Raw genomic sequence first — 26746 nt, forward strand, 5'->3', positions numbered from 1 at the left:
CCCTCATCGGCGTGCTACTTTCACTCGTAAACGTGCAGATTCGAGGGAGGCTCCGTGACGTTCGACGCGCGACGACCCTCGATCCGCAACGGTGAGGCGGGCCTGCGGGCCGGAATGGGCACCGCCGAGATGCTCGAGCGATTCGCGCGGCTCAACGCCCTCGATCCGCGCGACGCGATGCAGCATATCGCCGACGCGACCTCGCCCTCCCCCTATCTGCGCGCTCGCCTCGTGGCCGACCGTCTCGCGGCCGAGAGCGGCGCGCCCGGTCGCGCCTTCGACGCCGCGCTCGCCGATCCGTTCTTCGACCGGTGGCTGGCGGCTCGGGGGTTCATCGCCCATCGCGGCGTGACGTGGGCGCGCGTGCGGACGCTGGGCCATCATCCGATCGTCCTGACCCTGGCCTCGATCGCACGCCTGCGCACCCGCACCGAGCTCGTGCGGCTCGACGACGACCTTCGGCGCGGCTGCGCGGCGCTCGGTCTCGATCTGCTGTCGGGCAGTGCATCGAGCGCGCGACGGGATGGTCTGCGCGGTTTCTCGCATCCCGCGCGGCCGTGGCAGCAGGCGGGTGTGCACGTGAGCGCGGCGCGGCCGTGGCGCTGGATCGAGTGGGAGCGGTTCGCGGTGCTGCTGCATCGGCACGGTCTGCGCGCGCGGTTCGGGCTCGAAGAAGACCAGGTCGCCGTCACGCCGGGTACGCCGATCGTGATCTGGAACCCCACCGCGACGTCGATGCCCCTCGTGCGGGCGACGACGGCCACGGTCGAGCTGCGCGTGGTGGGCCGGCCCTGACGGATCCCGCCACGCCGGGGACGGGGTGCTCGCGGGGCCTCGGGATGCGACGTCGAGGCTTTCGAGACCGCGATGCGTCCGGGGCATCTTTCTGTGTTAGTTTCTGCTCATAAACAAGCAAAAACAGCAGGAGTCGTGATGTCGAGCACCGTCCTTCCCGCCGTTTCCGACGTGCCCGCCTCGGCCGAACGACTCGCACGGGAGAACATCCCCCTCGCGAAGTACCTGGCCGTCGAGAAGGCCCGGACCGCGCTGCACGTCGACCTCGACGACCTGCTGTCCGCGGCCTACCTCGGCCTGGCCGTGGCATCCCTCGAATACGACCCCGCGCGGGGAGTGCCCTTCGGGGCCTACGCGCGGACGAAGATCACGTGGGCCATCCTCAGCGAGATGCGCGCCGCCGACCCCGCGGGGGAGCGCAGCCGCGACAAGATCGGGCGGGTCCGCGTGGCGACCGAACTCGTGCGCGTGCGCACGGGACGACCCGCCACCCTCGCGGAGGTGGCCGCCGAATCGGGACTGGATGCCGAGACCGTCACCCGCATGCAGCTGCTCGACGAGATGGTGCGCACGGCGACGAGCTTCGAGGCGCGGTTCGACGGCGACGACGGACGGCAGGCGGTCGACCTCACCGACAGCGTGATCCTGCCCGAGCACGCGGTCGAGCAGGCGGAGACCCGGGACATGCTGGAGCGCATCGTGGCGGCCCTTCCCGATCAGATGCGCCAGGTGATCCGCGGCGTGTACCTCGAGGAGCGCATGGTCAAAGACGTCGCCCACGACCTCGACGTCAGCCATGCCTACGTCTCGAAGCTGCGCCGCATCGGGCTGACCCTCATGCGCGAGGCGCTCGACGCCTGGGAGAACGGCACCGAACCCGACCGTTCGACCAAGGTCAAGGCCGCGTTCTTCGACGGTGTGTTCGGTCCCGTCGCCGCCACCTCCCTCGCCGTCCCGGCCTGAAGCGGAAGCGACCGCGCGGATCCGGACGGGCTCGCCTCGCGCGCGGAAAAAACCGCGGCGCCGGTTACGGCGGGACCGACCCGTCGCGAAGGTGGGGGATGGAGGGCCACGGACGGCCCCCGCACGGTAATCCCATCCACGGAGGAACAACATGGGTCTTCAGATCGCAACCAACGTCGGTGCCCTCAACGCGTACCGCAACCTGTCGGCCAACCAGGCCGACGTCTCGAAGTCGCTCGAGAAGCTCTCGAGCGGTCTGCGCATCAACCGGGCCGCGGACGACGCCGCCGGTCTCGCCATCTCCGAGGGCCTGCGCGCGCAGGTCAACGGCCTCAACGTCGCGGCGCGCAACGCCCAGGACGGCATCTCGGTCATCCAGACCGCGGAAGGCGCCCTGACCGAGGTGCACTCGATCCTGCAGCGCGTCCGCGACCTCGCGGTGCAGGCGGGCAACGACTCGAACAACGCCGACTCGCGCACCTCGATCAAGACGGAGATCGACACGCTGGGCGACGAGCTCACCCGTGTCGCGGCCAGCACGAACTTCAACGGCATCAAGCTGCTCTCGGGCGGCGACACCCTGACGTTCCAGGTCGGCGCCGGCTCCACGGCCGCCGAGGACCAGATCGCGGTCGCCCTGACCGACTTCTCGGGCCTCGGTGCATCGATCAAGGCCCTCGACGTCGACACCGCGGCCAACGCGCTGACCTCGATCGCCGCCATCGACACCGAGATCGTGAACGTCTCGACCGCTCGCTCGGGCTACGGTGCCGTGCAGAACCGCTTCGAGTCGACCATCAACTCGCTGCAGGTCTCGGCCGAGAACCTCTCCGCCGCCAAGAGCCGCATCGTCGACACCGACATGGCGTCCGAGATGGTCAAGTACACCGCCTCGAACATCCTGCAGCAGGCCGGTACCGCCATGCTCGCGCAGGCGAACCAGTCGGGCCAGGGAGTTCTCCAGCTCCTGCGCTGAGTCGCAGCACTGCTGCCCTCGGGCGCCCGGGCGGGGGAGGTCTCCCGCCCGGGCGTCTTCGCATGACCCCCCACGATTCGGAGAGAAGGGAGACGCAGGACCATGCAGATCGACGGCCTCGCCTCGGGCATCAAGACCAAGGACGTCATCGACGCCCTCATCAACGTCGCGGCGATCCCCAAGACCCTCGTGACGAATCGGATCACCGATCGCAACAGCGTCATCTCCAACCTCCAGTCCCTGAACACCGCGCTGCAGGCCCTGACCGACAAGGCGAAGGCCGCGGCATCCTCCACCTCCCTCGCCCGCTACACCGCGTCGAGCTCGTCGGAGGCGGTCACCGTCGTCGCGGGCGAGACGGCGCGGGCGTTCTCGACCGACATCGTCGTCGACACCCTCGCGCGGGCGCACGCGGTGGTCACCGCCGCCGGAGATGCGACGGCGTTCGGCGGCACCTTCTCGCTGGTCGCCGCGGACGGCAGCGTCACCGAGGTCACGGGAAGCGGATCGGCCGCCGAGCTCGCCGCGGCGATCAACGCCGCGAAGGCCGGGGTGACCGCGACGGTCGTGCCCGGCGGGCGCGACGCGCAAGGGGCGGCGCTCTCGCGCATCCAGATCACCTCGACCCGGACCGGCGCGGAGGGGGCGTTCTCGCTGCAACGTGGCACCGCGGCCGAGGTCGCGGCATCCACGTCGGTCGACGTCGCCACCGCGCCGGGCGCCGCCGTGCTCGCGCAGGGGACGGATGCCGTCATCCGACTGTTCGCCGGGACCGCCGCCGAGCAGGTGGTGACGAGTGCGTCGAACACCTTCACCGACGTCGGCGAGGGCATCGACATCACGGTGGGGGCGGTCTCGGCCGATCCCGTCACCGTGACCGTGACCCCGGATGCGAAGGCGCAGTCGGATGCCGCCTCGGCCTTCGTGAAGGAGATCGCGACGCTGCTGACCCGCATCGACAACGGCTCGAAGGCGACGGTCGCCGCTCCCGGCAAGACGACGACGCTCGGGGTGTTCACCGGCGACAGCACGGTGCGCTCGCTGCGCGCGGCGCTCGCCTCGGCCGTGCAGAGCCCGGTCGACGGGGTCTCGCCCTCGACCATCGGCATCACCGTCGACAAGGCCGGCGTGCTCTCGTTCGACGCCGACCGGTTCGCGGCGGCCATGGCCGACGATCCGGAGGCGGTGCAGTCGGTCTTCGCCGCGGTCTCGGCCCGCGTGCAGGCCACGACGACGCAGTACTCCGACAAGTACGACGGCCTCGTGACGCAGCGCATCACGGGCCAGCAGGGCGAGGTCAAGACCCTGGAGAAGCAGGTCGAGCGGATGGACCTGCGCCTGGACATGCGGCGGGCGACCCTCGAGCGCACCTACGCCGCCATGGAGGTGCGCCTGTCGGGCCTGCAGTCGCGGTCGGACTGGCTCACCTCGCAGCTGTCGGCGTTGACGCCGTCGTCGAAGTAGTCCTCGCATCCGCCCCCGATAAGGAGAACGCCTCATGCCCACCGCCCTCGAACGCGCCAAGCAGGAGTACCTGGAGCAGCAGGTGAACGCCGCGACCCCGGAGCGACTGGTGACCATGCTCTACGACCGGCTGCTGGTCGACGTCGAGCGGGCCGCCGCGGCGCAGGCCGGGGGAGACACGGCATCCGCCGGGACCTATCTCACGCACGCGCAGGCCATCATCGCCGAGCTGAGCGGATCGCTCGACGACACGTGGGACGGCTCGGACGGGCTGCGGGCGCTCTACACGTACATCACCGGCCGCCTCATCGTCGCCAACGTCGCGCACGACGCGGATGCCACCCGCGAGTGCCGCGATCTCATCGCACCGCTCCGCGACGCGTGGCACGCGGCGGCCGACGCCGTCTCGCCGGTCTGACGCCCCCGTGACGACGAATCTCGCGGCGTGGAACCGGCTTCTCGACGCCTTCGAACGATCGCTCGACGCTCCCGACGACCCCGCCGACGGTCCTGTCGAGGAGCCGCCCGGGCCGCTGCCGCCCGAGGTCGTCGACCGCGCCCGTCTCGTGCTGGAGCGCCAGCGGGCGAGCATCAGCGGCCTGATGGCCGCGCGAGAGAACGTCGCCCGCGAACTCGCCGCGATTCGGCGGATCCCCTCGGTCCACCCCGACGCGCCGGTCTATCTCGACGTCGAAGGGTGACCGCCGGTTACGCCGACGCCGCCACGTCGCGATAGTCGCGGCAGAGCACGGATCGCTCGACCAGACAGCCACGGATCGGCTCGTTCCTTCGACCGGAGTGCCGCGTGCTCGATTCCGTCACCTCTACCGCCCTGTCCAGCGCGCTGGACGGCCTCGCTCTGCGCCAGCGCACGATCGCGGAGAACATCGCCAACGTCAACACCCCCGACTACCAGGCCAAGCGCGTGCTCTTCGAAGACCGCCTGCGCAGCGCCGTCGAGAGCGGAGCGGGTGCGGTCTCGCCGACGGTCGAGCGCTCGCTCGAGCCCACCCGGCGCAACGGGAACAACGTCAACCTCGACACCGAGACGCTGTCGAACATCGACACCGTTCTGCGGTACCAGTTCGCGGCCCAGGCGCTGAGCGGTCAGGCGGCCTCCCTCACCAAGGCGATCGGGCAGGCCTCGGCATGACCTTCGACACCATCGGCATCGCCGGTACCGGACTGACCGCGCACCGCAAGTGGATGGACGCGCTCAGCGACAACATCGCCAACGTCAACACCGCCACCCCGGCGGGGCAGGACATGTTCCGCGAGAAGTACGTCACCGTCGCCGAGGGCACCCGGAGCCCGGGCGTCTACGTCACGGGCGTGCAGGAGTCGACGGCCGAGGGGCGTCTGGTCTACGAGCCCGACCACCCGTACGCGAACAAGGACGGCTACGTGCAGTACCCCAACGTCGACCTCGGCGACCAGATGAGCATGCTGATCCTCGCGCAGCGCGGATACCAGGCCAACGCCGCCGTGGTCGACCGCGCGAAGACGACGTACGAGTCCGCGCTGCAGATCGGACGGTCGTGATGAGCACCCCGATCGAGCCCGTCGCCGCGTGGGGCGTGAGTCCGCTCGCACCCCTCAGCTTCGAGACGACTCCGGCGCCGTCGGGGGTGGACGCCACCGCGGGGGCGCAGCCGTTCGCGGCCTCGCTGACGGCGGCGGTCGAGAACCTCCAGCAGTTGCAGTCCACCTCGAACGAACTCGCCGTCCAGGCGGTCACGGGCGACCTCGACGACATCCACAAGGCCACGCTGGCCTCGTCGCGCGCGGGAGTGACCCTCGACCTGATGGTGGCGGTGCGCGACCGCGGCGTCGCCGCCTTCAACGACATCATGAGGATGCAGGCCTGACATGCCCCCGTTCCTTGCGACGACCATCGGCCGCGCGAAGCAGATCGCGGGTGGCTTCACGGTCGCGCAGCGCACCATCGCCGTCATCGGCGCGGCCCTGCTGGTGATGGGCGTCATCGCGCTGGGCAGCTGGCTGTCGAAGCCGCAGATGAGCCCGCTGTTCACGGGATTGAGCGCGACCGACGCCTCGGCCGTGGTCGAGCAGCTGAAGTCGGCGGGCGTGCCCTACGAGCTCACCGAGGGCGGGGCGACGATCCTCGTCCCCGACGCGCAGGTCTACCCGCAGCGGCTCACCGCGGCGGCCGCCGGTCTGCCCAGCGACACCAGCGGCGGATACACCCTGCTCGACAAGATGGGGGTGACGGCGAGCGAGTTCCAGCAGTCCGTCACCTACAAGCGCGCCATCGAGGGGGAACTCGCCCGCACGATCGGTGCGATGTCGGGGGTCACGGCGGCATCCGTGCAGCTGGCGATCCCCGAGCAGAGCGTGTTCGTCGCCGAGGAACGGCATCCCACGGCCTCGGTGTTCGTCAAGACGCAGGGTGGGGGATCGCTGACCGAGGACCAGGTGGCGGCGATCGTGCACCTCACAAGCGCCTCGATCCCGGGGATGACGCCCGAGGACGTCGCGGTCACCGACCAGTCGGGCAAAGTGCTCGCCGCCGTGGGGACCGGACTCACCGGCTCGGCGAACACGCAGGCGACCGAGTACGAGGCCAAGGTCGCCTCGACGGTGACGAGGATGCTCGAGACCATCGTCGGTCCCGGCAACGCCACCGTCAGCGTCGCCGCGGACGTCGCGAACTCGACCTCGGAGCGGATGGACGAAACCTACACCGCCCCTGAGGGCGGCGTGATGTCGAACGAGCAGACCAAGACCGAGACCTACACGGGCGGCCAGGGGACGGGGACGGGCGTCCTCGGTCCCGACAACATCGCGGTCCCGAACGCGGCGGGCGGCGGCAACTACCAGGCCGAGGAGTCCACGCGCAGCAACGCCGTCAACAAGAGCACCGAGAAGACCACGACGCCCGCCGGCGAGGTCACCCGCCAGACCATCAGCGTCGCCCTGGACCGGGGCGCCGTGAACGGCGTGACCGCGGAGCAGGTGCAGGCGCTGGTCTCCACCGCGGCGGGGATCGACGCCCAGCGCGGAGACACCGTCACGGTCGAGATGGTGGAGTTCAGCCAGACCGGTGCGGCGGCGGCGCAGGCGGCCCTCGACGCGGCCGAGGCGGAGAAGGCCGCGCAGATGCAGGCCGATCTGCTGCGCGCGGCGATCATCGGCGGCTCGATCGTGCTCGCGGCGATCATCCTCGTCGTCGCCCTGCTGGTGCGGCGCAAGATGAAGCGGCGCACGCTATACACCGACGAAGGACCCATCGAGTACTTCTCGACGATCACCGAGACCGAGGAGCAGAAGCTCAAGAGCCTGAAGGGCCTCGCCGAGCCGATCGCCCTGCCCGCGGCCACCCCGCCCACGAAGGTGCTCCCGACCCTGCTCGACATCGAGGAGGAGCCCGAGGCCACGCAGGTGCTCGTGGAGCAGCGACGGCGGGACGTCGAGCAGCTCGCCAAGAGCGACCCGCAGAACGCCGCCAAGGCGCTGGCGAGCATGATGGACGAGGCGATGGTATGAGCCTGCTGCAGACGCGTTCACCCGCGGACCCCGACGGGCCCGCGGTCAGTCCCAGGGCGGCGACCGAGGTCATGCCGACGGCTCCCGTCGTCCCGGCGATGTCGGGGGTGCGCAAGGCCGCGATCGTCATGCTCAACATGGACCGCGAGGTCAGTGCCGAGGTGCTGCGGCACCTCGGCGAGGCTCGCGCGGAACTGCTCGCTGCCGAGCTGGCGCAGGTGGGCGGCATCGACACCGCCGCGATCGCCGCCGCCCTGGCCGACTTCCGTCGCATCGCTTCCGGCGGATCCGCCGTCAGCCGCGGAGGCCAGGAGTTCGCCACCGGACTGCTCGAGACCGCGTTCGGCCGCGAGAAGGCCGTCGGCATGGTCGGGCGGGTCATGTCGCAGGGCGTCGTGTCGTTCGAGTTCCTGAACAGCGCCGACCCGACCCAGCTCGCGACGATCCTCGACGGGGAGATGCCCACCACGGTCGCCGTCGTGCTGGCGAACCTGCGTGCCGACCGCGCCGCCGCGGTGCTGGCGGCGCTGCAGGACCCGCTGCGCACCGACGTCGCCCAGGCGATCGCGACCCTGGGGGCGGCATCGCAGGAGGCGATCGCGGTCGTCGCCGATTCGCTGCGCGCGCGCACCGGCATCTTCGGTATGCGCGAGGCCCACGAGGCGACCGGGGGCGTCCAACCCCTCGTCGACATCATCAACCGCTCCGACACCGTGCTCGAGAAGGCCCTGCTGGCCAGCCTCGAGGACCGCGACCACGACCTCGCCGAGGAGGTGCGCAGTCGCATGGTGACCTTCGCCGACATCGCCCGGCTCGAGGACCGCGACGCCCAGCGCGTGCTCCGCGGCATCGACCTGCGCGTGCTCGCCCTGGCGTTGAAGGGCGCCGACGAGCAGGTTGGCGAGGTCATCCGGCGCAACATGACCGAACGCAATCGCGAGAATCTCGCCGAGGAGGCGTCGGCTCTCGGACCGGTGCGCATGCGGCAGGTCGACGAGGCACGCGCCGAGGTGGTGCGCATCATCCGCGAGCTCGAGGCCGCCGAGGAGATCACGATCTCGCGCGAAGACGACGACGAGCTGATCGAGTGACACCGTCGACGATCGTCGGCGTGCCGACGCCGGTTACCGAGGCCCGCGCGCGTCGCGATAGTCGCGGGCGAGCAGGGATCGCTCGACGACGTGGCCACGGATCGGCTCCGCCACAACCCGCAGGGTGACCGCCGTGACCGATGCAGCCTTCACACCGCTGGTGCCGCCGCGCCTCGGCGGGAGTGCGCCGGCGCCGGATGCCCGCGCCATCACCGAGAAGGCGCGCGTGCGCGGGTACGCCGACGGGTTCGCCGAGGGGCGCCGACGCGCCGAGCAGGAGCTCGCGCACGCCCGCGCCGAACTCGCCGCGCGCACGGCGCAGCACGACACCGACGCTCGCGAGGCGCTGCGCACGGCGCTCGCCGCGGTGGACGCGGTGCGTTCCGACCTGCGCGCGCGTGCCGCGGGCCTCGTGGCCGCCGATGCCGAGCGGGTGCAGGAATTGGCGATCGATCTCGCCGAGGCGATCCTCGACGTGGAGCTCTCGGATGCCGCGCGCTCGGCCGCTCACGCCATGCGACGCGCCGTGGCGGAGGCCCCCGTCTCGACGTGGGTGCGCGTGCACCTCGCCGAGCGCGACGCGCAGACTCTGCGCGACGGCGGGGCGTCGGTCGTGGCGGAGGCGGAGATCGTCGTCTCGACGGACGTCGATGCGGGCGGAGCCGTCGTGGAGCTCGCGGACGCCCGCGTCGACACCCGGCTGTCGTCGGCGTTTGCCCGCGCCCGCGAGGCGCTGCGCATCGATGACGGGGGTGCGTCCGCATGAGCACGGCCACCGCGTCCTGGCGCCGCGTGCTGACCGCCGCGCGACCGGAGCGCGCCGGCACGGTCACGGCGGTGGTGGGCCTCGGGGTCGAGGTGCTCGGCATCCGGGCCGCCGTCGGCGACCGCGTGCGCATCGCCACGGCGAGCGGTCGACGCGTGGAAGCGGAGGTCGTCGCCGTGGAGGGGGCGACCTCGCACTGCATGCCCCTGGCGCCGCTCACCGGCATCACGGCGGGATCGGCGGTGCACCACGTCGGCGCGGCCGCACTCGTGCCCACCGGATCGGCGCTGCTCGGGCGGGTGCTCGACGGTCTCGGACGACCCATCGACGATCGGGGCCCGCTCGTCGCGGCGCAGCGGGTCGCGCTCGGCAACGACGCCCCCAGCGTGCTCGGACGTCGGCGCATCGACTCCCAGCTCGGCCTCGGCGTGCGCGTGCTCGACACGATGACACCGGTCGGGGTGGGACAGCGTCTCGGCTTGTTCGCGGGCTCGGGCGTGGGGAAGTCGTCGCTGCTGTCGATGATCGCGCGCGGATCGACCGCCGACGTCACCGTCATCGCGCTCGTGGGCGAGCGCGGTCGCGAGGTGCGCGAGTTCCTCGAGGACGACCTCGGACCCGAGGGCCTCGCCCGCTCGGTCGTGGTCGTGGCCACCTCGGATCAGCCGGCGATGGCCCGCCTGCGGTCGGCGTTCCTCGCCACGCGCATCGCCGAGGCGTTCCGCGACGACGGTCGCGAGGTGGTGCTGATGATGGACTCGCTCACGCGCGTGGCGATGGCCCAGCGCGAGATCGGTCTGTCGGCGGGGGAGCCTCCGGCGACGCGGGGCTATCCGCCCTCGACGTTCTCGGTGCTCGCGGCCCTGCTCGAGCGCGCCGGGACGGGCCCCGCCGGATCCATCACGGGGCTGTACACGGTGCTCGTCGACGGAGACGACCACAACGAACCGATCGCGGATGCCGCCCGCGGCATCCTGGACGGTCACGTGGTGCTGGATCGCGGCCTCGCGGTGCGCGGACACTTCCCCGCGGTCGGCGTGCTGGGCTCGGTCTCGCGCGTGGTGGGCAAGGTGACCACGCCCGATCAGCGGCAGCGGGCGGTGACCCTGCGCAGCGTCCTCGCGGCGCGACGGCAGGCGAACGACCTGATCGACATCGGGGCGTACACGCGGGGGGCGAATCCCCTGGTGGATGCCGCTCTGGTGCACCAGCGCGCGATCGACGCGTTCCTGACGCAGTCGATCGACGAGCACTCGACGACCGATGAATCCTGGCGGCAGCTGACCGCCCTCACCGAGACCTTCGGAGGCTTGAACGCATGACGTTTCCCTTGGCGGGCCTGCTGCGCGTGCGCGGCGTCCAGGAGCGCGTCGCGGCGGAGGACGCGGCCCGCGCGCGGACCGAGGCGCGGGCGGCCGAAGCCGCCGCCCAGCACGCGGTGTCGAGCCTGAGCGCCGTTTCGACGCAGATCGACGACCCCGCGACATTGCGGGCCATGGCCGCCGCGCGCGCGGCCGGGCAGGCGTCGCTGGCCGACCTGCAGACGCTCGCGCGCCTGCGGCGGGACGAGGCGGCGACCGCGGAGGCCGCGCACGTCGAGGCCCGCCGCGAGCTCAAGGGACTCGAGCGGCTCGAGGGCACGCACCGGGAGCGGGAGCTCGAGACCGAGGCGCGTACCGAGCAGGACGCTCTCGACGAGATCGCGACCACGCGCGCCGGCCGCGGCGAGGGGAGTGCCGCGTGAGCGTCGACGCCGTCCTGGGCCGCATCGAGGCGATCACGGGGCAGATCTCGTCTCTGCATCCCTCGGCGGCCGCCGCGAAGACCACCCCGGCGCAGAGCACCTCCGCCGCGACGACGTCCGCTGTCGGCAACGCCGGGGCGGTCACGGCGACGTCCACGACATCGTCGAGCGCGGCGACGCGGTTCGCCGACCTCCTCGAGGAGGCCGCGACGGCCGCGCGGGAGCTGGCGACGCCGACGACGCCGGCCGCGACGAGTACCGCCGCTCCTCGCGCCGCGGGTCAGGGGGAGCTCGCGTCGGCGCTGCAGACGCTGTTCACCGCGGGCACGGCCGGAACCGGCGGTCTCGGCGCCCTCTCGGCACTGACCGGACGCAGCACGTGACGCACTTCGTCGCGGCGGCTTCCGCGTCGGCGCCCGCTCCGACCGGGGGAGCGGCGGCGTCGATCGACGCGGGCTGCGGAACCGCGGGCGGGGCCGCTTTCGACCAGGCGCTCAGCCGTGCGGTCGGCGTGCTCGCCGACGGGCTCGCGCCGGGGTCATCGATGGATGCCGGAACGACGGCGTCCGAGGGCGTGTTCGCGGTCGCGCGAGTGCCCGCGACGGATGCCGGAGCACCCGCGTGGACGGGCTCGTCCGGGGTCGTGCGGTCGCCCTCGACGGATGCCGGAGCACCGGGGTCGGGGGAGACGCCCGGCGGCGTGCGGACGACGGTGGCGTCGGGGGAACCGGCATCCGAGGGGGGAGTGGCGGCATCCGTCCCGGGTCCGGCATCCGCCTCCGCGGGGGCTCCGGCTGCCGACGGTGGGCGGGCGTCGGGCGACGCGGGCGCGGCAGGACGCGCGAACGGGCGTCCGGTGCTGCGGACCATGCCGGCGGTCTGGGTCATGCCGGTTGCGGAAGCGGTGTCCGCCGGGGCGCTCCCCTCCGCGATGATGCCCGGGGAGGCCGTGCCCGCCGGGATCGCGCGCGCCGAGACCTCGCCCGTCGGGACCTCACCCGCCGCGACCTCACTCGCCGAGGCCTCACCCGCCGAGGCCTCACTCGCCGAGGCCTCACCCGCCGAGACTGAGCCTTCCGCGCTGGTGCCCGGGGAGGCCGTGCCCGCGGCGACTCCGCGCGCCGAGACGTCACCCCGAACCTCACCCGCCGAAACCTCACCCGCCGAGACGGAATCGTCCGCGCTGGTGTCCGCGGACGCCGTGCCCGCCGGGACCCCGCGCGCCGAGACCTCACCGTCCGAGACGGGGCCGGCCGCGACCACCCCCGTCGAGGCGACGGCGGGCGGGGGAACTCCCCCCGCGACGACACCCGGCGGGGTGGCCCCGGGCGGGTCCGTCCCCGCGCGGGGCGGAACGACGCCGGCCCGTCCCGCGTCGGCCGCGGACGCCTCGGTGCCGCCGGTCCTCTCGACGATGCCGGGCCGCATCGAGGGCGAGCTGCGCGACGACGTATCGACGGAAGGGGAGCGACCCCGCCCCGTCCTGCGCATCATGCCGGCCGAGGCGACGCTCACCGGAAGCCCCGGTGCCGGGGTGGATGCCGCGGCCCCGCGGAGCCCCTCCGCAGGCGCCGGCGCGCGCGTCGACGGCGCCTCCGTCGGCGGTGCTCCGTTGGCCGCACCTCCGGCCCCGTCTGTACCCGCTGCCGCGGGAGTCCTCGCAAAGACGGTCACCCCCCTTCCCACGCCGGCCGTCTCCCTCGAGACCGCACCGACCCCTCCGCGCTCCGCCGCCCCGGCACCGCGCCCGCCGGCCGTCGGTGTCGTCGAGTCCGCGGGCGCCACGGCCGTATCGACGCTCGCCCCTACCGCCGCACCCACCACCACCACCCCACCGGCACCGGCCGAGGCTGCGACCCCGCGCGTGGTCGCCGCGCAGATCGCGCCCGCGATCGTGCATCTCGCCCAGCGTCCCGCGGGGGTGCACGAGCTCGTCCTCACCGTCCGGCCCGATGCCCTCGGCCCGGTCACGGTCCGCGCGCGCATCGGCGCGGGTGGAGATGTGCGCGTCGAGCTCTCGGGAGCGACCGAGGCGGCGCGCGAGATCCTGCGCACGATGGTCTCCGACCTGCGCCGCGACCTCGCCGCGATCGCGCCGCACGCGCACCTCGCGGTGGGTTCGGGCGACGGCGGGGCCTCCGACCGCGGTGCGTCCGGCGGGTCGGGCGGTGCGTCCGCCGATGCCCACCCCGATCGGCGCGACCGCGCCGCTTCGTACGCGAGCCCCGAATCCGCCCTCCGAATCCCCCTGATCGGCGCGGCCGCGTCGCTCGACGTCCCCCGCGCCGACCTCGGCGGCGGGCTCGACATCTTCGCCTGAGAGGACCCCCATGACCATCGACGCCGTCACCGCGACAGCGACCCCGTTCGCGACCGCGACCACCTCCGCGACCGCCGCTTCGACCACCGCCGCCGCCCCCAAGAAGGAGCTCGACAGCGAGGTGTTCATGAAGCTGCTGGTCACGCAGCTGACGAACCAGGATCCGTCCACCCCGATGGACACCAACCAGATGATCTCGCAGACGACGCAGCTGGCCATGATGGAGCAGCTCACCGCGATGAGCCGCAACAGCTCCGAGGCGTTCGCCCTGAACATGCGTCAGGCGGCCACCGCCCTCATCGGTCAGCGGGCCGGTTATCTCGACGCCGCCGGCGCGCCCGCCTCGGGGATCGTCTCGAAGGTGTCGTTCGAGGGATCCATCCCGCAGGTGACGATCGGCGACGTCACGGTCGCCCTCGACGCCATCACCTCCGTCACCCCCGCCTCCGCCTGACCTTCACCGCTCGACCACCCACACGAAAGAGACCCTCATGCTCCGTTCGCTTTTCTCCGGGATCTCCGGACTCCGCTCGCACCAGACGATGCTCGACACCACCGGCAACAACATCGCCAACGTCAACACCGCGGGCTTCAAGGGCTCCTCGGTCCTCTTCGAGGACTCGCTCTCGCAGGTCGTCGGCGAAGCCGGCATCCCGGACGCCGCGACCGGGGGGCAGAACCCCGCGCAGGTGGGCCTCGGCGTGCAGGTCGGCGGCATCCGCACCAACTTCGCCCAGGGCGCGGCGCAGACGACCGGCCGCGGCGGCGACCTCATGATCCAGGGCGACGGGTTCTTCGCGGTGCGCGCGGGTGGCGAGACGCTGTACACCCGCGCGGGCGGCTTCTCGTTCGACGGTCAGGGCAAGATGGTCACCGCCGACGGCGCGCTCGTGCAGGGCTGGTCGGCGCAGAACGGCGCGGTCGACACCGGCCAGGCGCCCGGCACCATCTCGATCCCGCAGGACCTGGTCTCGGCCGCCCGCGCGACCACGACCTCGACCGCGACGGGCAACCTCCCCTCCACCGCCGCGGTCGGCACCCAGCTCGTGCGCGACATCGCGGTCTACGACGCCCAGGGCACGAAGACCTCGCTGAGCCTGACGTTCACGCGCACGGCGGCCGGCTGGGACGTCGCCGAGCCCGTCAGCGGGGCCACCGGTGGCCTCGCCTTCACCGACGGACGCCAGACCGCCGGCCTCACGCTCACCGCCGGCGGGATCGCCGTGGACCTCAGCGCGGTGACGGGCTTCGCCGACATGAGCACCGTCGCCCTCACCGGTCAGAACGGCGCCGCCGCCGGCACCCTGAAGTCGTACGCCATCACGGCCGACGGCTCGATCGTGGGCACCTTCAGCAACGGGCGCACCGAGACCCTCGCGAAGATCGCCATGGCGACCTTCGCCAACGCCGAGGGGCTCGAGAAGGCCGGCGGCACGACCTACCGCGCGAGCGTCAACAGCGGCCAGGCGCAGATCGGCGAGGCCGGGCAGGCCGGAGTCGGCTCCCTGCTGTCGGGCGCCCTCGAGATGAGCAACGTCGACCTGTCGCAGGAGTTCACCAACCTCATCGTCGCGCAGCGCGGTTTCCAGGCGAGCGCACGCGTCATCACCACGAGCGACGAGGTGCTGCAGGAGCTGACCAACCTCAAGCGATGACCGTCGCGATAGTCCGCCCCGTCCCCTTCCGCAGCGAAAGCCGAGACCGTCCCCGATGATCACGCTCACCCGCCTCGACCACACCCGGTTCGCGGTGAACCCCGATCTCATCGAGCGCGTGCACGAATCCCCTGACACGACCCTGCACATGGTCGACGGTCGGGTCTACAACGTCGAGGAGAGCCTCGACGAGCTGATCGCGCGGATCGTGGCCTACCGGGCGCGCGTGCTCGCGGCGGCGTCCGCGCTCACGGCATCCGCCGCCCAGGACTGACCGACGTGGACATCGCATTCATCATCGGCGTGGTCGCCGCCTTCGGCGCCCTCTACGCGATGATCACCATGGAGGGTGCGTCGCTGAGCGCGCTCTTCCTGCCTGCCCCGATGATCCTCGTGCTGGGGTCGACCATCGGCGTCGGCATCGCCAGCCACACCCTGCGCGATGCGATCGCCGCGTTCGGCTCTCTCGGTCGCATGGTGCGCGGCCCGCGGTCCACCCCCGCCGCCGTCATCCCGGTCCTCGTCGGCTACGCCGAGAAGGCCCGCACCGACGGGCTGCTGCGCCTGGAGGAGGAGCTCGACACCGCTCCCGACGACTACACCCGTCGCGCCGTGCAGGCCCTCGCCGACGGAGTGGATGCCGAAGACCTGCGCACCCTCATGCTCGACGAGATCGACTCGGAGTCGGCGCGCAACCGCGTCTCTGCCAAATTCTTCGCCTCGCTCGGCGGGTACGCCCCCACGATCGGCATCGTCGGCACCGTCGTCTCGCTCACGCACGTGCTCGAGAACCTGAGCAAGCCCGACGAGCTCGGTCACATGATCGCCGCGGCCTTCGTCGCGACCCTCTGGGGCCTGCTCTCGGCCAACTTCATCTGGAACCCCATCGCGGGGCGCCTGAACCGCATGGCCACCCTTGAGCAGGAGCGGATGACGCTGGTGTGCGAGGGCATCCTCGCCATCCAGGCGGGGAGTCCGCCCCGGCTGCTCGAGGAGCGGCTGCTCGCCATGACGACCTCCGCGCCCGCGAAGAAGAAGCCCCCGCGCGCCGACGCCGCCCCCGCGGTCGAGGACGCGGCGTGACGAGCGCCCGACGCGCGGGCGGACGCGGACACGAGGATGCCGGGCACGACGAGCCCGACGAGCGATGGGCCGTGTCGTACGCCGACATGGTGACCGTGCTGATGTGCCTGTTCATCGTCCTGTACGCCGTGTCGGTCGTCGACGAGACCAAGTACGACCAGCTCAAGAACGGTCTCGCGGCCGCGTTCGGGCAGTCGCAGGTGGAGGGCGGCGGCGATCTCACCGAGGGTCTGGTGATCCCGCCGGAGCTGCTCGACGACAACGGGGTGCGCGACGTCGCGACACGGGCCGCACAGGAGCTGGACGGCCTCGAGAAGATGCGTCAGCAGATCACCGACGCCCTGGCATCCCAGGGTCTGCAGGACACGGTCGACTTCGTCATCGACGAGCGCGGCTTGAAGATCGGGCTCGTGGGGGCCGAGACGTTCTTCGCCGACAACCGGGCGGATCTGAGCGAGAAGGCCGATCGCGTCCTCGCCCTCATCGCCGACGTGCTTGCGGCCACCGACAATCAGATCAGCATCGAGGGCCACGCCGACCACCGCGCGGCCGTCCCGCCGTTCGAGAGCAACTGGGAGCTGAGCAGCGGACGATCGACGAAGGTGGCGCGCTTCCTCGTCGAGCAGAAGAGCATCGCCGGCACGCGCGTGCAGGCGGTGGCCTTCTCCGACCAGCGACCGATCGCCGCCGGCGACAGCGCGGAAGACCTCGCCGCCAACCGCCGCGTCGACATCGTCGTGCTGTCCACCGCCGACGAGCAGGTGCGCTCCCTCATCCCCGGTCTCGTGCAGGCCGCAGCGCAGAGCTGACCCGTGAAGAACTCCCTGGAGGACACGCCATGACGACAGCGGCCGTTCGCGACGACCCCCTTCGTCGCTATCCCGCGTACGACTTCAGCCGCCCCGCGCAGCTGGGCCGCGAGCACACCCGTCAGCTCGAGGCCGCGTTCGAGACGTTCGCGCGGCAGTGGGCCTCCCAGCTGACCGCCAAGGTGCGCCTGCGCACCCATCTCGTCCCGGAGGGGCTCGAACTGGTGTCGTACCAGGAGTACGCCGACACCCTGCCGACGACCACGGCGATGGTGGCCGGCTCCACGGCCGGGCGCGAGGAGCCCTGCGTCGTGCAGTTCGGTCTCGACAGCGCGCTGACGTGGGTCGTGCAGATGCTGGGCGGCAAGCCCGCGGGGGACATCGAGCCGCGCACCCTCACCCCGATCGAGACGGCGCTGATTCTGCAGCTGATGGACGGCACCTTCGAGCTGCTCAGCGCGTGCATGGGTCCGCTGCTGCCGGGGGCGGTCACGTTCTCGGGCCTGCACTACAACCCGCAGTACATGCAGGTCATCTCGCCCGGTGAAGCGGTCATCGTGGCGCGCTTCGCGATGAGCGCGGGCGAGGCGCGCAGCACGGCGACGGTCATGCTCCCGGCCGCGATCGTCGTGGACCAGCTCGCCGAGAGCGACCGCCACGCCGCGACCGCCCACCGCGACGGCGCGATGCGTGATCAGGTGAACGACACGCCGCTCGAGGTGTCGCTGCGCGTCACGCCCCGGGTGATCGCCGCCGGCGAGGTGCTCGATCTCGCCCCCGGCGACCTGCTGCGCTTCGCCCATCCCGAGACGAAGCCGTTCGAACTCGTCGTGGGCGACACCCCGATCGCCCGCGCGGTCCCGGGGGCGCAGGGCTCGCGCCTCGCCTGCACCATCACCACCATCCACGAGGAGAAGACCCGATGAGCACCTTCCACGCCGCCGCCATGGCCGCCGCGATCGCGGCGAAGCTCCCGTTCGCGTTCCCGGTGCTCCCCGCCCCCTCGACCGACCCGGGGGCCACCGGCCGCGCCGTGGCGGTCGCCTTCACCGGAGCCCCGGGGGCCACCGTCGCCATCCAGGTCGCCGACGTCGCGACGCTCGACGACGGGTCCACCGGAAGCGCCCTCGCCGACCGCCTGCACCCGGTCTTCGAAGCCGCGGTCGCCGTGCTGGGCACCGGCACTCTCGGCGACGGCGAGGAGGTCGACGCGGCGGGGGTGTTCACTCTCGCCGGCGCTCAGGTCTTCGACCTCGTGCGCGAGGACGGCTCGGTCGTCGCGCGCGCGGCCATCCGCATCGACGACGCCGCGGCGGCGGCCCCGGCGGCCCCCACGCGCATCAGCCGCATCGCCGGGGTCGAGATGGAGCTCGTCGTCGAGATCGGCCGCACGCGCATGGCGGTGCGCGACGTGCTCTCGCTCGAGCCCGGCCGGGTGGTCGAGCTCGACCGCGCCGCCGGTTCACCCGCCGACATCACCCTCAACGGGCGTCTCATCGGTCACGGCACCGTCGTGGTGGCCGACGGCGACTACGCCGTGCGCGTCGAGCGCATCATCGACCAGGCCGAGAGCGCATGAGCGGCGACGAGCTGCTCCTGGCGCTGCGCACGATCGTCTCGCTCGCGGCCGTCGTCGGGCTGCTGCTGTTCCTCGGCCGGCGGCTGCAGAAGGGCCAAGCGGCCGGCGGCAGCCCGTTCGCGGCTCTCGTGCCGCGTCGTCTGGGGCGGCTGCGCGAGTTCGCGGGCGCGCGCGTCGCCGCCGCGCCGCGCGGCAAGACCGAGAAGATCACGCTTGTGGCCCGCACCACCCTCGGCGCCAAGGCCCAGCTCGTCGTCGCCGAGTTCGGCGGCATCCGGTATGTCCTGGGCGTGAGCGAGAAGGGCATCGACGTCGTCGACACGCAGGAGGCTCCGACGGCCGAGGTCGACGGGTCCGAGAACGTCATCCCGCTCGCCGAGGCCGGCGGCAGCCGCGGAGAGGATGCCGGGGCCAGCACCGCGGCGTGACCGGGGCGGCGTCGCCGGTTACGCACGCCGCCACCGTCGCGATAGTCGGTCGCGAGCACGGATCGCTCGCACCCCTGGCTACGGATCGGCCTCGACACCCTCGCGAAAGTGCCGTCGTGCCCGCACCCGTCTCCCGTGTCGTCGCGGCGCGCGACGATCCCAGGCGGCTCCCGCCCGTCGTGCGGGGGGCGTTCCTGGGCGTCGGGGTGATCGCGTCGGCCGGCGTGCTCGACCTGCTCACGGCGCACGCGGCTTCCGCGGCGACGGGGGAGCCCGGCGGCATCAGCATCAACGGGATCAACGGGTCGCCCTCCGACAGCATCACGACCCTTCTCGGCATCACGGTGCTCAGCGTCGCCCCCGCGCTGCTGCTGATGATGACGAGCTTCACGAAGATCTTCGTGGTGCTCGCGCTCACCCGCAACGCGCTGTCGCTGCCGTCCATCCCGCCGAACCAGGTGCTCGCGGGACTCAGCCTCTTCCTGACGCTGTTCATCATGTGGCCCGTCCTCGCCGACATCAATCAGGTGGCCGTGACGCCCTTCACCTCGGGGCAGATCGACTTCGGCCAGGCCTTCGACGCGGCCCAGCAACCGCTGCGCACGTGGATGCTGCACTTCACGCGCGAGGAGGACATCGCCCTCATGCACCGCGCGGCGCAGATGGACAACCCGGCCGCGCCCGACAGCATCCCGCTGTACACGCTCATCCCGGCGTTCATGCTCAGCGAGCTGCGGGCGGCGTTCGTGATCGGCTTCATCGTCTTCATCCCGTTCCTCATCATCGATCTCGTCGTCTCGAGCGCGCTGATGTCGATGGGCATGATGATGCTGCCGCCGGTCATGATCTCGCTTCCCTTCAAGATCCTGCTGTTCCTCCTCGTCGACGGGTGGGGGCTCGTCATCACCTCTCTCGTGCAGTCGTATCGGGGTGCCGGATGAAGCCCGAAGCGGTCATGGACATCGGTCTGAGCGCGCTGATGCTGGCGGCCAAGCTCAGTGCGCCGCTGCTCATCACGGCGCTGGTGGTCGGCTTCGCGATCTCGCTGCTGCAGTCGATCACGCAGGTGCAGGAGATGACGATGTCGTTCGTGCCGAAGCTCATCGCCGTGGGCATCGCGCTGCTGGTGTGCGGCAACTGGATGATCGCCGAGAGCATCGCGTTCACGAACGAGCTGTTCGCGCGCATCCCGTCGCTGTTGAACGGCGGCGGATGAACATCCCCGTCGACTTCGTCTGGCTCGAGGCCACGGCCTTGGCGATCGTGCGCATCACGGCGTTCCTGGTCATTGCCCCGCCCTTCAGCCACGGGGCGATCCCGCTGCGGATCCGCGCCCTGCTCGGCGTCGGTCTGGGCCTTGCCGTGTCGCCCGTCGTCGTGGCGGGCTACCAACGCCTCGACACCGGCGGGTTCCTGCTCGCGCTGGCCGGTCAGGTGCTGGTGGGGAGCCTCCTCGGTTTCCTCGTGCTGGTGCTCTTCAGCGCGGTGCAGAGCGCCGGCTTCCTCGTCGACACCTTCGGCGGCTTCCAACTCGCCCAGGCCTACGACCCCGGGATGAACGTCAACGGCGCCCAGTTCACGCGCCTGTTCCAGATGACGGCGATCCTGCTGCTCTTCGCCTCCAACGGCTACCAGCTCGTGCTGGGCGGTCTCTTCCGCTCGTTCGACGCCGTCTCCGTCACCGGGACGATCGACCTCGGCCGACCCGCCGAGGTGCTCACCGAGGCGGTGGGGCAGATGCTCGTGAGCGCCGTGCAGATCGCCGGTCCGCTGCTGATCGTGCTGTTCCTCGCCGACGTGGGTCTCGGGCTCGTCTCCCGCGTCGCGCCGGCGCTGAACGCCTTCGCGCTCGGCTTCCCCATCAAGATCGCGCTGACCCTGCTGCTGGTCGGGTTCGTCTTCACCGCCCTTCCCGCCATCGTCTCCTCGCTCGCCGGTGAGGCCGCGCAGGTGCTGATCGGGGTGACGCGATGAGCGGCACCGACACCGGGGAACGCACCGAGAAAGCGACGCCGGAGCGCCTGCGCACCGCCATCCGCAAGGGCCAGATCGGCCGTAGTCAGGACTTCACGGCGTGGGTGTGCATCGGTGCTGCGGGCGTGATGATCCCGTCCACGGTGGATGCCGCGTCCCGAGCCGTGTCGCATCCCCTCGCGGCCCTGACGGCGGTGGCACGCGACCCCGATCCCGCGCGCGCGGTCGAGGCGATCGGCGCCGCGGTCGGCACGGTCGGTGAAGTGCTCGCCCCGCTGCTCGCCGTCGTGCTGGTCGCCACGACCGCCACGGCGATCGCGCAGGGCGGCATCCGCCTGCGCGGCATCCCGATGCGCATCGAGCAGTTCGACATCCTCGCGGGGCTGAAGCGCACCGTGGGGAAGGCGGCGCTGTGGGAGGGCGTGAAGGCGCTGCTGAAGACGGTCGCCATCGGGGCGGCCCTCTGGATCGTGGTCGCGGGCCTCGTCCCCGTGCTGATGGGCAGCGGGCGGCACACCGTCGCCTGGCTCCTGGAGCTCGCGGGCGGGGGAGTGGCCACCCTGCTGCAGGTGGCGGTGGCGGTGGGACTGCTGCTCGCCGCGATCGACGTGTTCGTGGTGATGAAGCGCAACCGTCAGCACACGCGCATGACGAAGCAGGAGGCGCGCGACGAGCACAAGAAGAGCGAGGGCGACCCGCTCATCAAGTCGCAGCGCCGGGCGCGCCAGATGGCGGTCAGCCGCAATCGCATGATCGCGGCGGTCGCCGACAGCGACGTCGTCCTGCTGAACCCGACGCACATCGCCGTGGCCCTGCGCTACGAGCCGGGCAAGGCCGCCCCGCGCGTGGTCGCGAAGGGCGCCGGAGTCATCGCGCAGAAGATCCGCGAGCGCGCGGAGAGCGAGAAGGTGCCGATGGTGCGCGACGTCGCGCTCGCGCGGGCCCTGCACGCGGCGGTGGAGGTGGGGCACGAGATCCCCGAGCACCTCTACACCGCGGTCGCGCAGGTGCTCGCGTTCGTCCAGCAGCTGAACAAGAGGGGCTCGCGCGCGGGGACGCACACGATGCCCCCCGCGGCCCTCGTCGGGCGCGACCTGTGAGGGCGCGACCCGTGACGGACCGATTCGGATATCGCAACACCAGGAGAGAGCGGAGATCATGATCGGTGCAGTGCTGTCGAAGGGCGCCGTGCCCCTCGGGGTCGTGGGGATCATCCTGCTGTTGATCGTGCCGATCCCGGCGCCGCTGCTCGACGTGCTCATCGTGTCGAACATCGCCTTCGCGCTGCTGATCCTGCTCACGGCGATGTTCGTGAAGAAGCCGCTCGACTTCTCCGTCTTCCCGAGCCTGCTGCTGGTGGCGACCCTCTTCCGCCTCGGTCTGAACGTGGCATCCACGCGGTTGATCCTCAGCGAGGCGCACGCCGGCCAGGTCATCGCGGCGTTCGGTCAGATCACCATCAGCGGGTCGCTGGTCATCGGTGCCGTGATCTTCCTCATCCTGGCCGTCATCCAGTTCGTCGTCGTCACGAAGGGAGCGGAACGCGTCGCGGAGGTCGGGGCCCGCTTCACCCTGGATGCCATGCCAGGCAAGCAGATGGCCATCGACGCCGACCTGAACGCGGGCCTCATCACCGACGAGGAGGCCCGTCGACGGCGCGCCGAAGTCGCCGCGGAGTCGGACTTCTACGGCGCGATGGACGGAGCGAGCAAGTTCGTCAAGGGCGACGCGATCGCCGGCATCGTCATCCTGGTCATCAACTTCGCCGGCGGCATCGTCATCGGCATGACGATGCACGGCATGAGCATCGACAAGGCGCTCGAGACCTACAGCCTGCTGACGATCGGCGACGGGCTCGTCACCCAGGTCCCGGCGCTGCTGATGGCCGTGTCGACGGGCATGATCGTCACGCGCGAGAACGCCGAGGCCGAGCTCGGCCGCGCCGCCGGGCGCCAGCTGCTCCAGTCGCGCAACGCGCTCATCATCACGGCCATGGCCGCCCTGGGGATGGGGCTCATTCCGGGGATGCCGTTCCTGGCCTTCCTCGCGATCGGCGCCGTCCTGCTGTTCGCGGCGTCGCGCGTGAAGGCGAACGCGGATCGCGCCGCGGCCGACGAGGCCGACGCGCAGGCGCAGCTCGCCGTCGAGGCCGCGGCGGAGCGGCCGGACGACCTCATGGACACGATGCGCGTGCACGCGCTGGAGATCTCGCTCGCCCCCGACATCGTCGACCTGGCGGCGGGAGGGCAGGGCGACCTGCTCACCCGGGTGAAGGCGCTGCGGCGCAAGGTCGCCCTCGAACTCGGCGCCCTCATGCCGCCGGTGCGCACGCGCGACAACGTCGAACTGCCCGCCGAGACGTACGCCATCCTCGTCGCCGGGGTCGAGGCGGGCCGGGGGATCGTCCCGCGCGGGCACGTGCTGGCGCTCGGGACGGGTCTCGAGAGCCTCCCCGGGACGCCGGTCGTCGACCCGGTGTTCGGTCTCGAGGGCAAATGGGTGCGCACCGAGATGTCGCACGCGGCCGACCTGGCCGGAGCGACGGTCATCGACCGGTCGAGCGTGATCATCACCCACCTCTCCGACATCGTCCACGCGCACGCGCACCGGCTGCTCTCGCTCGAAGACGTGCGTCAGCTCACCGAGCACCTGAAACAGTCCAATCCCGCGGCCGTCGACGAGCTCACCCCGACCCTGCTGCCTCTGGCCGTGGTGCAGCGGGTGCTGGCCAGCCTGCTGGCCGAGAGGGTGTCGATCAACGACCTCGGACGCATCTACGAGGCCCTCGCCCTCCGTGCGAAGTCGTCGACCGAGATCCCCTCGCTCGTCGAGGCCGCGCGCAGCGCACTCGGCCCGGCCATCGCGGCGCGGTTCGCCCGCGACGGTCGTCTGCGGGTGGTCATGTTCGACCCGGTGCTCGAGCAGCAGATGCTCGAGGGATTGCGTCAGGTGGAGGGGCGCCCGCAGATCGTGCTGAGCGCCGAGGCGACGATGCAGCTGCTCGAGGGCATCCGCCGCACCGTCGGCGAGCTCGACCCGGCCGGTGCCGAGCCGATCCTGGTGTGCGCGCCCTCGCTGCGCCAGGGAGTACGCGCCCTGGTGTCGGGACAGGTCGCGGGGATGCCGATCCTGTCGTACGACGAAGCCGCGATCGGCGGGTTCGCGACCGACGTCGTCGGCGTGGTGCGCCTCGAGCAGGTCGCCATCGGTTCCCCGTAAGGCGCGGAATCCGCTCGTGATCGAGCGGAAAAGGTATATTCGTCGGCAGGACGGCGCTCCGCGCAGCAGCCAGGGAAGGCGGTCACTCCGACATGCTCGTACTCACACGACGCCCCAACGAGAGCATCATGATCGGCGACGACGTCACCGTCACGGTGCTGGGGGTGACGGCGACGGGCGTGCGCATCGGCATCGACGCGCCCCGCGACACCCGCATCCATCGCAGCGAGATCGTGGTCGCCGTCGGTTCCGAGAACCACGACGCCCTGACGGCGGCCCGTTCCGACGAGGCGCAGGGCGCGCTGCTGAGCGCGCTGCGCGCGTCGACGCCGACCGAGTAGGGCGCGCGGCGGTCGCCCCGACGCGGCGCGGGCCAGAGGCGCCGCGGGTTACTGGTGCCCCGCGTCGTCGCGATAGTGGCTGTCGTGACGGGTGCACCTGTCACGAGGACTCGACCCGAACGAGGAGACTCCGTGGCCGCCACCGACCTGAGCATGCAGCTGCTGCGTCAGCGCGAACTGCTCGAGCTGATGCTGTTCAAGCTCGAGGAGCTCGAGATGCTCGTGACGACCGGGCGCACGCGCTGGGTCCAGCACGCCACGTCCGAGGTCGAGCGGGTCGCGAAGGCCCTCGCCTCGGGGGCGATCCTGCGCGACACGATGTTCGTCGACGTCGCGACGCAGTGGGGCTCTCCGGAGGCCACCACGCTGCGCGAGCTCGTCGAGATCGCCCCGACCGAGGCCTGGCGCGAGGTCATGGGCTCGCACCACGCGGTCATGACCGGTCTGGCCGAGGAGATCGCGCAGAAGAGGAACGCCGTCAACCAGCACCTGCGCACGGCACTGCGCGTGACGCAGGAGACGATCGCCGGGCTCGGGGAGCCCACCGGGGAGTACGCCGCGAGCGGGGCGCTCGTCGGTGGTGCCGGATCGCGTCTGCTCGACGTGCAGGTCTGAGGCATGTCGACTTTCGCAGGGCTCCAGGTGGCCGCGTCGGGCCTGGCGGCGGCGCGCGCCGGGATGACCGTCACCGGGCAGAACATCGCCAACGAGACCACGCCCGGATACACCCGCCAACGCATCGATCAGACCTCGGTCGCGGCTCCCGGAACCGTCGCCGCGTGGGGATCGGGCCTGGGCGTCGGCGGCGGCGTCACGGTGACGGGCATCGCACGGCTCGGCGACGAGGTGCTGGACGCGCGCGTGCGCGATGCGCTGTCGGCATCCGGGTTCTGGTCGACGCGGGCCGCGGCCGCGGGCAGCGCCGAGGCCGTGCTCGCCGAGCCGACGAAAGACGGTCTGGCCGCGAACCTCAATCGCTTCTGGGCGGGCTGGTCCGACCTGGCCAACACCCCCGAGCCCGCGGCGGCGCAGGTGGTGCTCACCAACGCCACGGTGCTGGCCGCGCAGATCTCCTCGGGCTACGACAGCGTGGTGGGGCAGTGGACCGACCTGCGCGCCCAGATCGACCGCCAGGTCGCCGACGTCAACGCCACGGCGGCCCAGGTCGCGACCCTCAACGGGCAGATCCGCACGGCGCTCCAGTCGGGGCGCTCGGCCAACGAGCTCATCGACCAGCGCAACACCCTGGCGCAGCAGCTGTCCACCGTCGTGGGGGCGACCGGACGCCTCGAGGACGACGGCACGATGACCCTCCGCCTCGACGGCAATGCGCTGGTCGCCGGCGACGCCAGCCGCAATCTGGCGGTGACGGGGCCGCGCGAGCTGACCGACCCGGCCCGCATCACGGTCTCGTGGACCGACCGCCCCGACGTCGCGGTCGCGATCACCGGCGGGTCGGTGGGGGGTGCGCTGAGCGTTCTCGCACCGGCATCCGAGGGGGGCACGCTGGCGGCGGTGGCCGACGCCTACAACGCCGTCGCGACCGCGCTCGCCTCCGCCGTCAACGGCATCCATCGGTCCGGCCAGACCGCGACGGGGGCCGCCGGTGGGGATTTCTTCTCCGTGGATGCCACGGGCCCGGCTGCGCGGGGGTTGCGGGTCGTGCCCACCGGGCTCGATCAGCTCGCCCTTGCCGCGCCGGGAGCGGGGGCGCTGGACACCTCGATCGCCGACCGCATCTCGGTGCTCGGGTCGTCGTCGACCGGTCCGTCGGCGACGTGGTCGAGCTTCGTCACGGGTTTCGGCGTGGCGGTCGGGGGAGACGTCCAGCGCGCCGACACGGCGGATCGCAGCGCGATCGCGGCGATCAGCGGTCAGCAGTCGCAGGCGTCGGTCGACGGCGACGAGGAGACGCTCAACCTCCTGAAGTACCAGACCGCCTATCAGGCGGCGGCCCGGGTGCTGACCGCGGTCGACGAAGCCCTCGACCTGCTCATCAACCGCGTCGGCCTCGTCGGCCGCTGACCCCGGA

At 71.8% G+C, this 26746-nt stretch carries 32 protein-coding genes; all 32 read left to right on the forward strand.

The window, feature by feature from the left end; translation table 11 throughout:
- Window positions 1-54 precede the first annotated feature (54 nt).
- The 32 genes from Q0818_RS11285 (at window position 55) to flgK (ending at window position 26739) form a co-directional block, all read left to right on the forward strand.
- Window positions 55-795, forward strand: a complete 741-nt coding sequence (locus tag Q0818_RS11285; protein ID WP_298874644.1) for a hypothetical protein — start codon at window positions 55-57, stop codon at window positions 793-795.
- 138 nt (window positions 796-933) lie between these two features.
- Window positions 934-1758 (forward strand): sigma-70 family RNA polymerase sigma factor, encoded by an 825-nt coding sequence (locus Q0818_RS11290; RefSeq protein WP_298874647.1) that lies wholly within the window; start codon window positions 934-936, stop codon window positions 1756-1758.
- A gap of 151 nt (window positions 1759-1909) precedes the next feature.
- Window positions 1910-2734, forward strand: a complete 825-nt coding sequence (locus Q0818_RS11295; RefSeq protein WP_298874651.1) for a flagellin — start codon at window positions 1910-1912, stop codon at window positions 2732-2734.
- Between the two features lie 102 nt (window positions 2735-2836).
- Window positions 2837-4198 (forward strand): flagellar filament capping protein FliD, encoded by a 1362-nt coding sequence (gene fliD / locus Q0818_RS11300; protein ID WP_298874654.1) that lies wholly within the window; start codon window positions 2837-2839, stop codon window positions 4196-4198.
- A gap of 34 nt (window positions 4199-4232) precedes the next feature.
- Entirely contained in the window at window positions 4233-4616 is a 384-nt protein-coding gene (fliS, locus tag Q0818_RS11305; protein ID WP_298874657.1) for a flagellar export chaperone FliS, read from the forward strand.
- Window positions 4617-4623: 7 nt separating this feature from the next.
- Window positions 4624-4899 (forward strand): hypothetical protein, encoded by a 276-nt coding sequence (locus Q0818_RS11310; RefSeq protein WP_298874660.1) that lies wholly within the window; start codon window positions 4624-4626, stop codon window positions 4897-4899.
- A gap of 104 nt (window positions 4900-5003) precedes the next feature.
- Window positions 5004-5351 (forward strand): flagellar basal body protein, encoded by a 348-nt coding sequence (locus tag Q0818_RS11315; RefSeq protein WP_298874663.1) that lies wholly within the window; start codon window positions 5004-5006, stop codon window positions 5349-5351.
- Window positions 5348-5740, forward strand: coding sequence for a flagellar basal body rod protein FlgC (gene flgC, locus Q0818_RS11320; RefSeq protein WP_298874665.1), 393 nt, complete (start codon window positions 5348-5350; stop codon window positions 5738-5740). The genes Q0818_RS11315 and flgC overlap by 4 nt, the downstream gene beginning before the upstream one ends.
- The gene (gene fliE / locus Q0818_RS11325) at window positions 5740-6066 is read left to right on the forward strand and encodes a flagellar hook-basal body complex protein FliE (RefSeq protein ID WP_298874667.1); all 327 of its coding nucleotides are present in this window, start codon (window positions 5740-5742) and stop codon (window positions 6064-6066) included. Before flgC ends, fliE begins: the two co-directional genes overlap by 1 nt.
- A 1-nt stretch (window position 6067) precedes the next feature.
- Complete coding sequence (gene fliF, locus Q0818_RS11330) at window positions 6068-7705, forward strand: flagellar basal-body MS-ring/collar protein FliF (protein ID WP_298874671.1); 1638 nt, start codon at window positions 6068-6070, stop codon at window positions 7703-7705.
- Entirely contained in the window at window positions 7702-8796 is a 1095-nt protein-coding gene (gene fliG, locus Q0818_RS11335; RefSeq protein ID WP_298874673.1) for a flagellar motor switch protein FliG, read from the forward strand. Before fliF ends, fliG begins: the two co-directional genes overlap by 4 nt.
- Window positions 8797-8929: 133 nt before the next feature.
- Window positions 8930-9562, forward strand: coding sequence for a FliH/SctL family protein (locus tag Q0818_RS11340; protein ID WP_298874676.1), 633 nt, complete (start codon window positions 8930-8932; stop codon window positions 9560-9562).
- A complete protein-coding gene (locus tag Q0818_RS11345) occupies window positions 9559-10884 on the forward strand; it encodes a FliI/YscN family ATPase (RefSeq protein ID WP_298874678.1) in 1326 nt (441 codons plus the stop codon). The genes Q0818_RS11340 and Q0818_RS11345 overlap by 4 nt, the downstream gene beginning before the upstream one ends.
- A complete protein-coding gene (locus Q0818_RS11350) occupies window positions 10881-11306 on the forward strand; it encodes a hypothetical protein (protein ID WP_298874680.1) in 426 nt (141 codons plus the stop codon). Before Q0818_RS11345 ends, Q0818_RS11350 begins: the two co-directional genes overlap by 4 nt.
- Entirely contained in the window at window positions 11303-11689 is a 387-nt protein-coding gene (locus Q0818_RS11355) for a hypothetical protein (protein WP_298874683.1), read from the forward strand. Before Q0818_RS11350 ends, Q0818_RS11355 begins: the two co-directional genes overlap by 4 nt.
- Entirely contained in the window at window positions 11686-13626 is a 1941-nt protein-coding gene (locus Q0818_RS11360; protein WP_298874686.1) for a flagellar hook-length control protein FliK, read from the forward strand. Before Q0818_RS11355 ends, Q0818_RS11360 begins: the two co-directional genes overlap by 4 nt.
- A 10-nt stretch (window positions 13627-13636) precedes the next feature.
- Window positions 13637-14080 carry a flagellar hook capping FlgD N-terminal domain-containing protein gene (locus Q0818_RS11365; protein ID WP_298874688.1) on the forward strand — a complete coding sequence of 148 codons (444 nt, stop codon included), beginning with the start codon at window positions 13637-13639 and terminating at the stop codon, window positions 14078-14080.
- 37 nt (window positions 14081-14117) lie between these two features.
- Entirely contained in the window at window positions 14118-15281 is a 1164-nt protein-coding gene (locus tag Q0818_RS11370; protein ID WP_298874691.1) for a flagellar hook protein FlgE, read from the forward strand.
- Between the two features lie 55 nt (window positions 15282-15336).
- A complete protein-coding gene (locus Q0818_RS11375) occupies window positions 15337-15555 on the forward strand; it encodes a flagellar FlbD family protein (RefSeq protein WP_298874694.1) in 219 nt (72 codons plus the stop codon).
- A gap of 5 nt (window positions 15556-15560) precedes the next feature.
- Window positions 15561-16364 (forward strand): MotA/TolQ/ExbB proton channel family protein, encoded by an 804-nt coding sequence (locus Q0818_RS11380; protein WP_298874697.1) that lies wholly within the window; start codon window positions 15561-15563, stop codon window positions 16362-16364.
- Complete coding sequence (locus Q0818_RS11385) at window positions 16361-17173, forward strand: flagellar motor protein MotB (protein WP_298874700.1); 813 nt, start codon at window positions 16361-16363, stop codon at window positions 17171-17173. Before Q0818_RS11380 ends, Q0818_RS11385 begins: the two co-directional genes overlap by 4 nt.
- 29 nt (window positions 17174-17202) lie before the next feature.
- On the forward strand, window positions 17203-18099 hold the full coding sequence (locus Q0818_RS11390) for a flagellar motor switch protein FliM (protein WP_298874703.1): 897 nt from the start codon (window positions 17203-17205) through the stop codon (window positions 18097-18099).
- The gene (locus Q0818_RS11395) at window positions 18096-18752 is read left to right on the forward strand and encodes a FliM/FliN family flagellar motor switch protein (protein ID WP_298874705.1); all 657 of its coding nucleotides are present in this window, start codon (window positions 18096-18098) and stop codon (window positions 18750-18752) included. The genes Q0818_RS11390 and Q0818_RS11395 overlap by 4 nt, the downstream gene beginning before the upstream one ends.
- Entirely contained in the window at window positions 18749-19180 is a 432-nt protein-coding gene (locus Q0818_RS11400) for a flagellar biosynthetic protein FliO (protein WP_298874707.1), read from the forward strand. Before Q0818_RS11395 ends, Q0818_RS11400 begins: the two co-directional genes overlap by 4 nt.
- Before the next feature lie 194 nt (window positions 19181-19374).
- Entirely contained in the window at window positions 19375-20121 is a 747-nt protein-coding gene (gene fliP / locus Q0818_RS11405; protein WP_298875752.1) for a flagellar type III secretion system pore protein FliP, read from the forward strand.
- The gene (gene fliQ, locus Q0818_RS11410) at window positions 20118-20396 is read left to right on the forward strand and encodes a flagellar biosynthesis protein FliQ (protein WP_076674472.1); all 279 of its coding nucleotides are present in this window, start codon (window positions 20118-20120) and stop codon (window positions 20394-20396) included. The genes fliP and fliQ overlap by 4 nt, the downstream gene beginning before the upstream one ends.
- Window positions 20393-21154: a flagellar biosynthetic protein FliR gene (locus Q0818_RS11415; protein WP_298874719.1), complete on the forward strand. Its 762-nt coding sequence runs from the start codon at window positions 20393-20395 to the stop codon at window positions 21152-21154. Before fliQ ends, Q0818_RS11415 begins: the two co-directional genes overlap by 4 nt.
- Complete coding sequence (locus tag Q0818_RS11420) at window positions 21151-22254, forward strand: EscU/YscU/HrcU family type III secretion system export apparatus switch protein (protein ID WP_298874722.1); 1104 nt, start codon at window positions 21151-21153, stop codon at window positions 22252-22254. Before Q0818_RS11415 ends, Q0818_RS11420 begins: the two co-directional genes overlap by 4 nt.
- Before the next feature lie 58 nt (window positions 22255-22312).
- A complete protein-coding gene (locus tag Q0818_RS11425; RefSeq protein ID WP_298874725.1) occupies window positions 22313-24373 on the forward strand; it encodes a flagellar biosynthesis protein FlhA in 2061 nt (686 codons plus the stop codon).
- Between the two features lie 92 nt (window positions 24374-24465).
- Entirely contained in the window at window positions 24466-24714 is a 249-nt protein-coding gene (csrA, locus tag Q0818_RS11430) for a carbon storage regulator CsrA (protein ID WP_298874728.1), read from the forward strand.
- Window positions 24715-24846: 132 nt separating this feature from the next.
- Window positions 24847-25329, forward strand: coding sequence for a flagellar protein FlgN (locus tag Q0818_RS11435; protein ID WP_298874731.1), 483 nt, complete (start codon window positions 24847-24849; stop codon window positions 25327-25329).
- A 3-nt stretch (window positions 25330-25332) separates the two neighbouring features.
- Entirely contained in the window at window positions 25333-26739 is a 1407-nt protein-coding gene (gene flgK, locus Q0818_RS11440; protein WP_298874734.1) for a flagellar hook-associated protein FlgK, read from the forward strand.
- Window positions 26740-26746: the final 7 nt, after the last annotated feature.

The organism is uncultured Microbacterium sp. (assembly GCF_947489255.1).
In the GTDB taxonomy this organism is placed as follows: Bacteria; Actinomycetota; Actinomycetes; order Actinomycetales; family Microbacteriaceae; genus Microbacterium; species Microbacterium phycohabitans.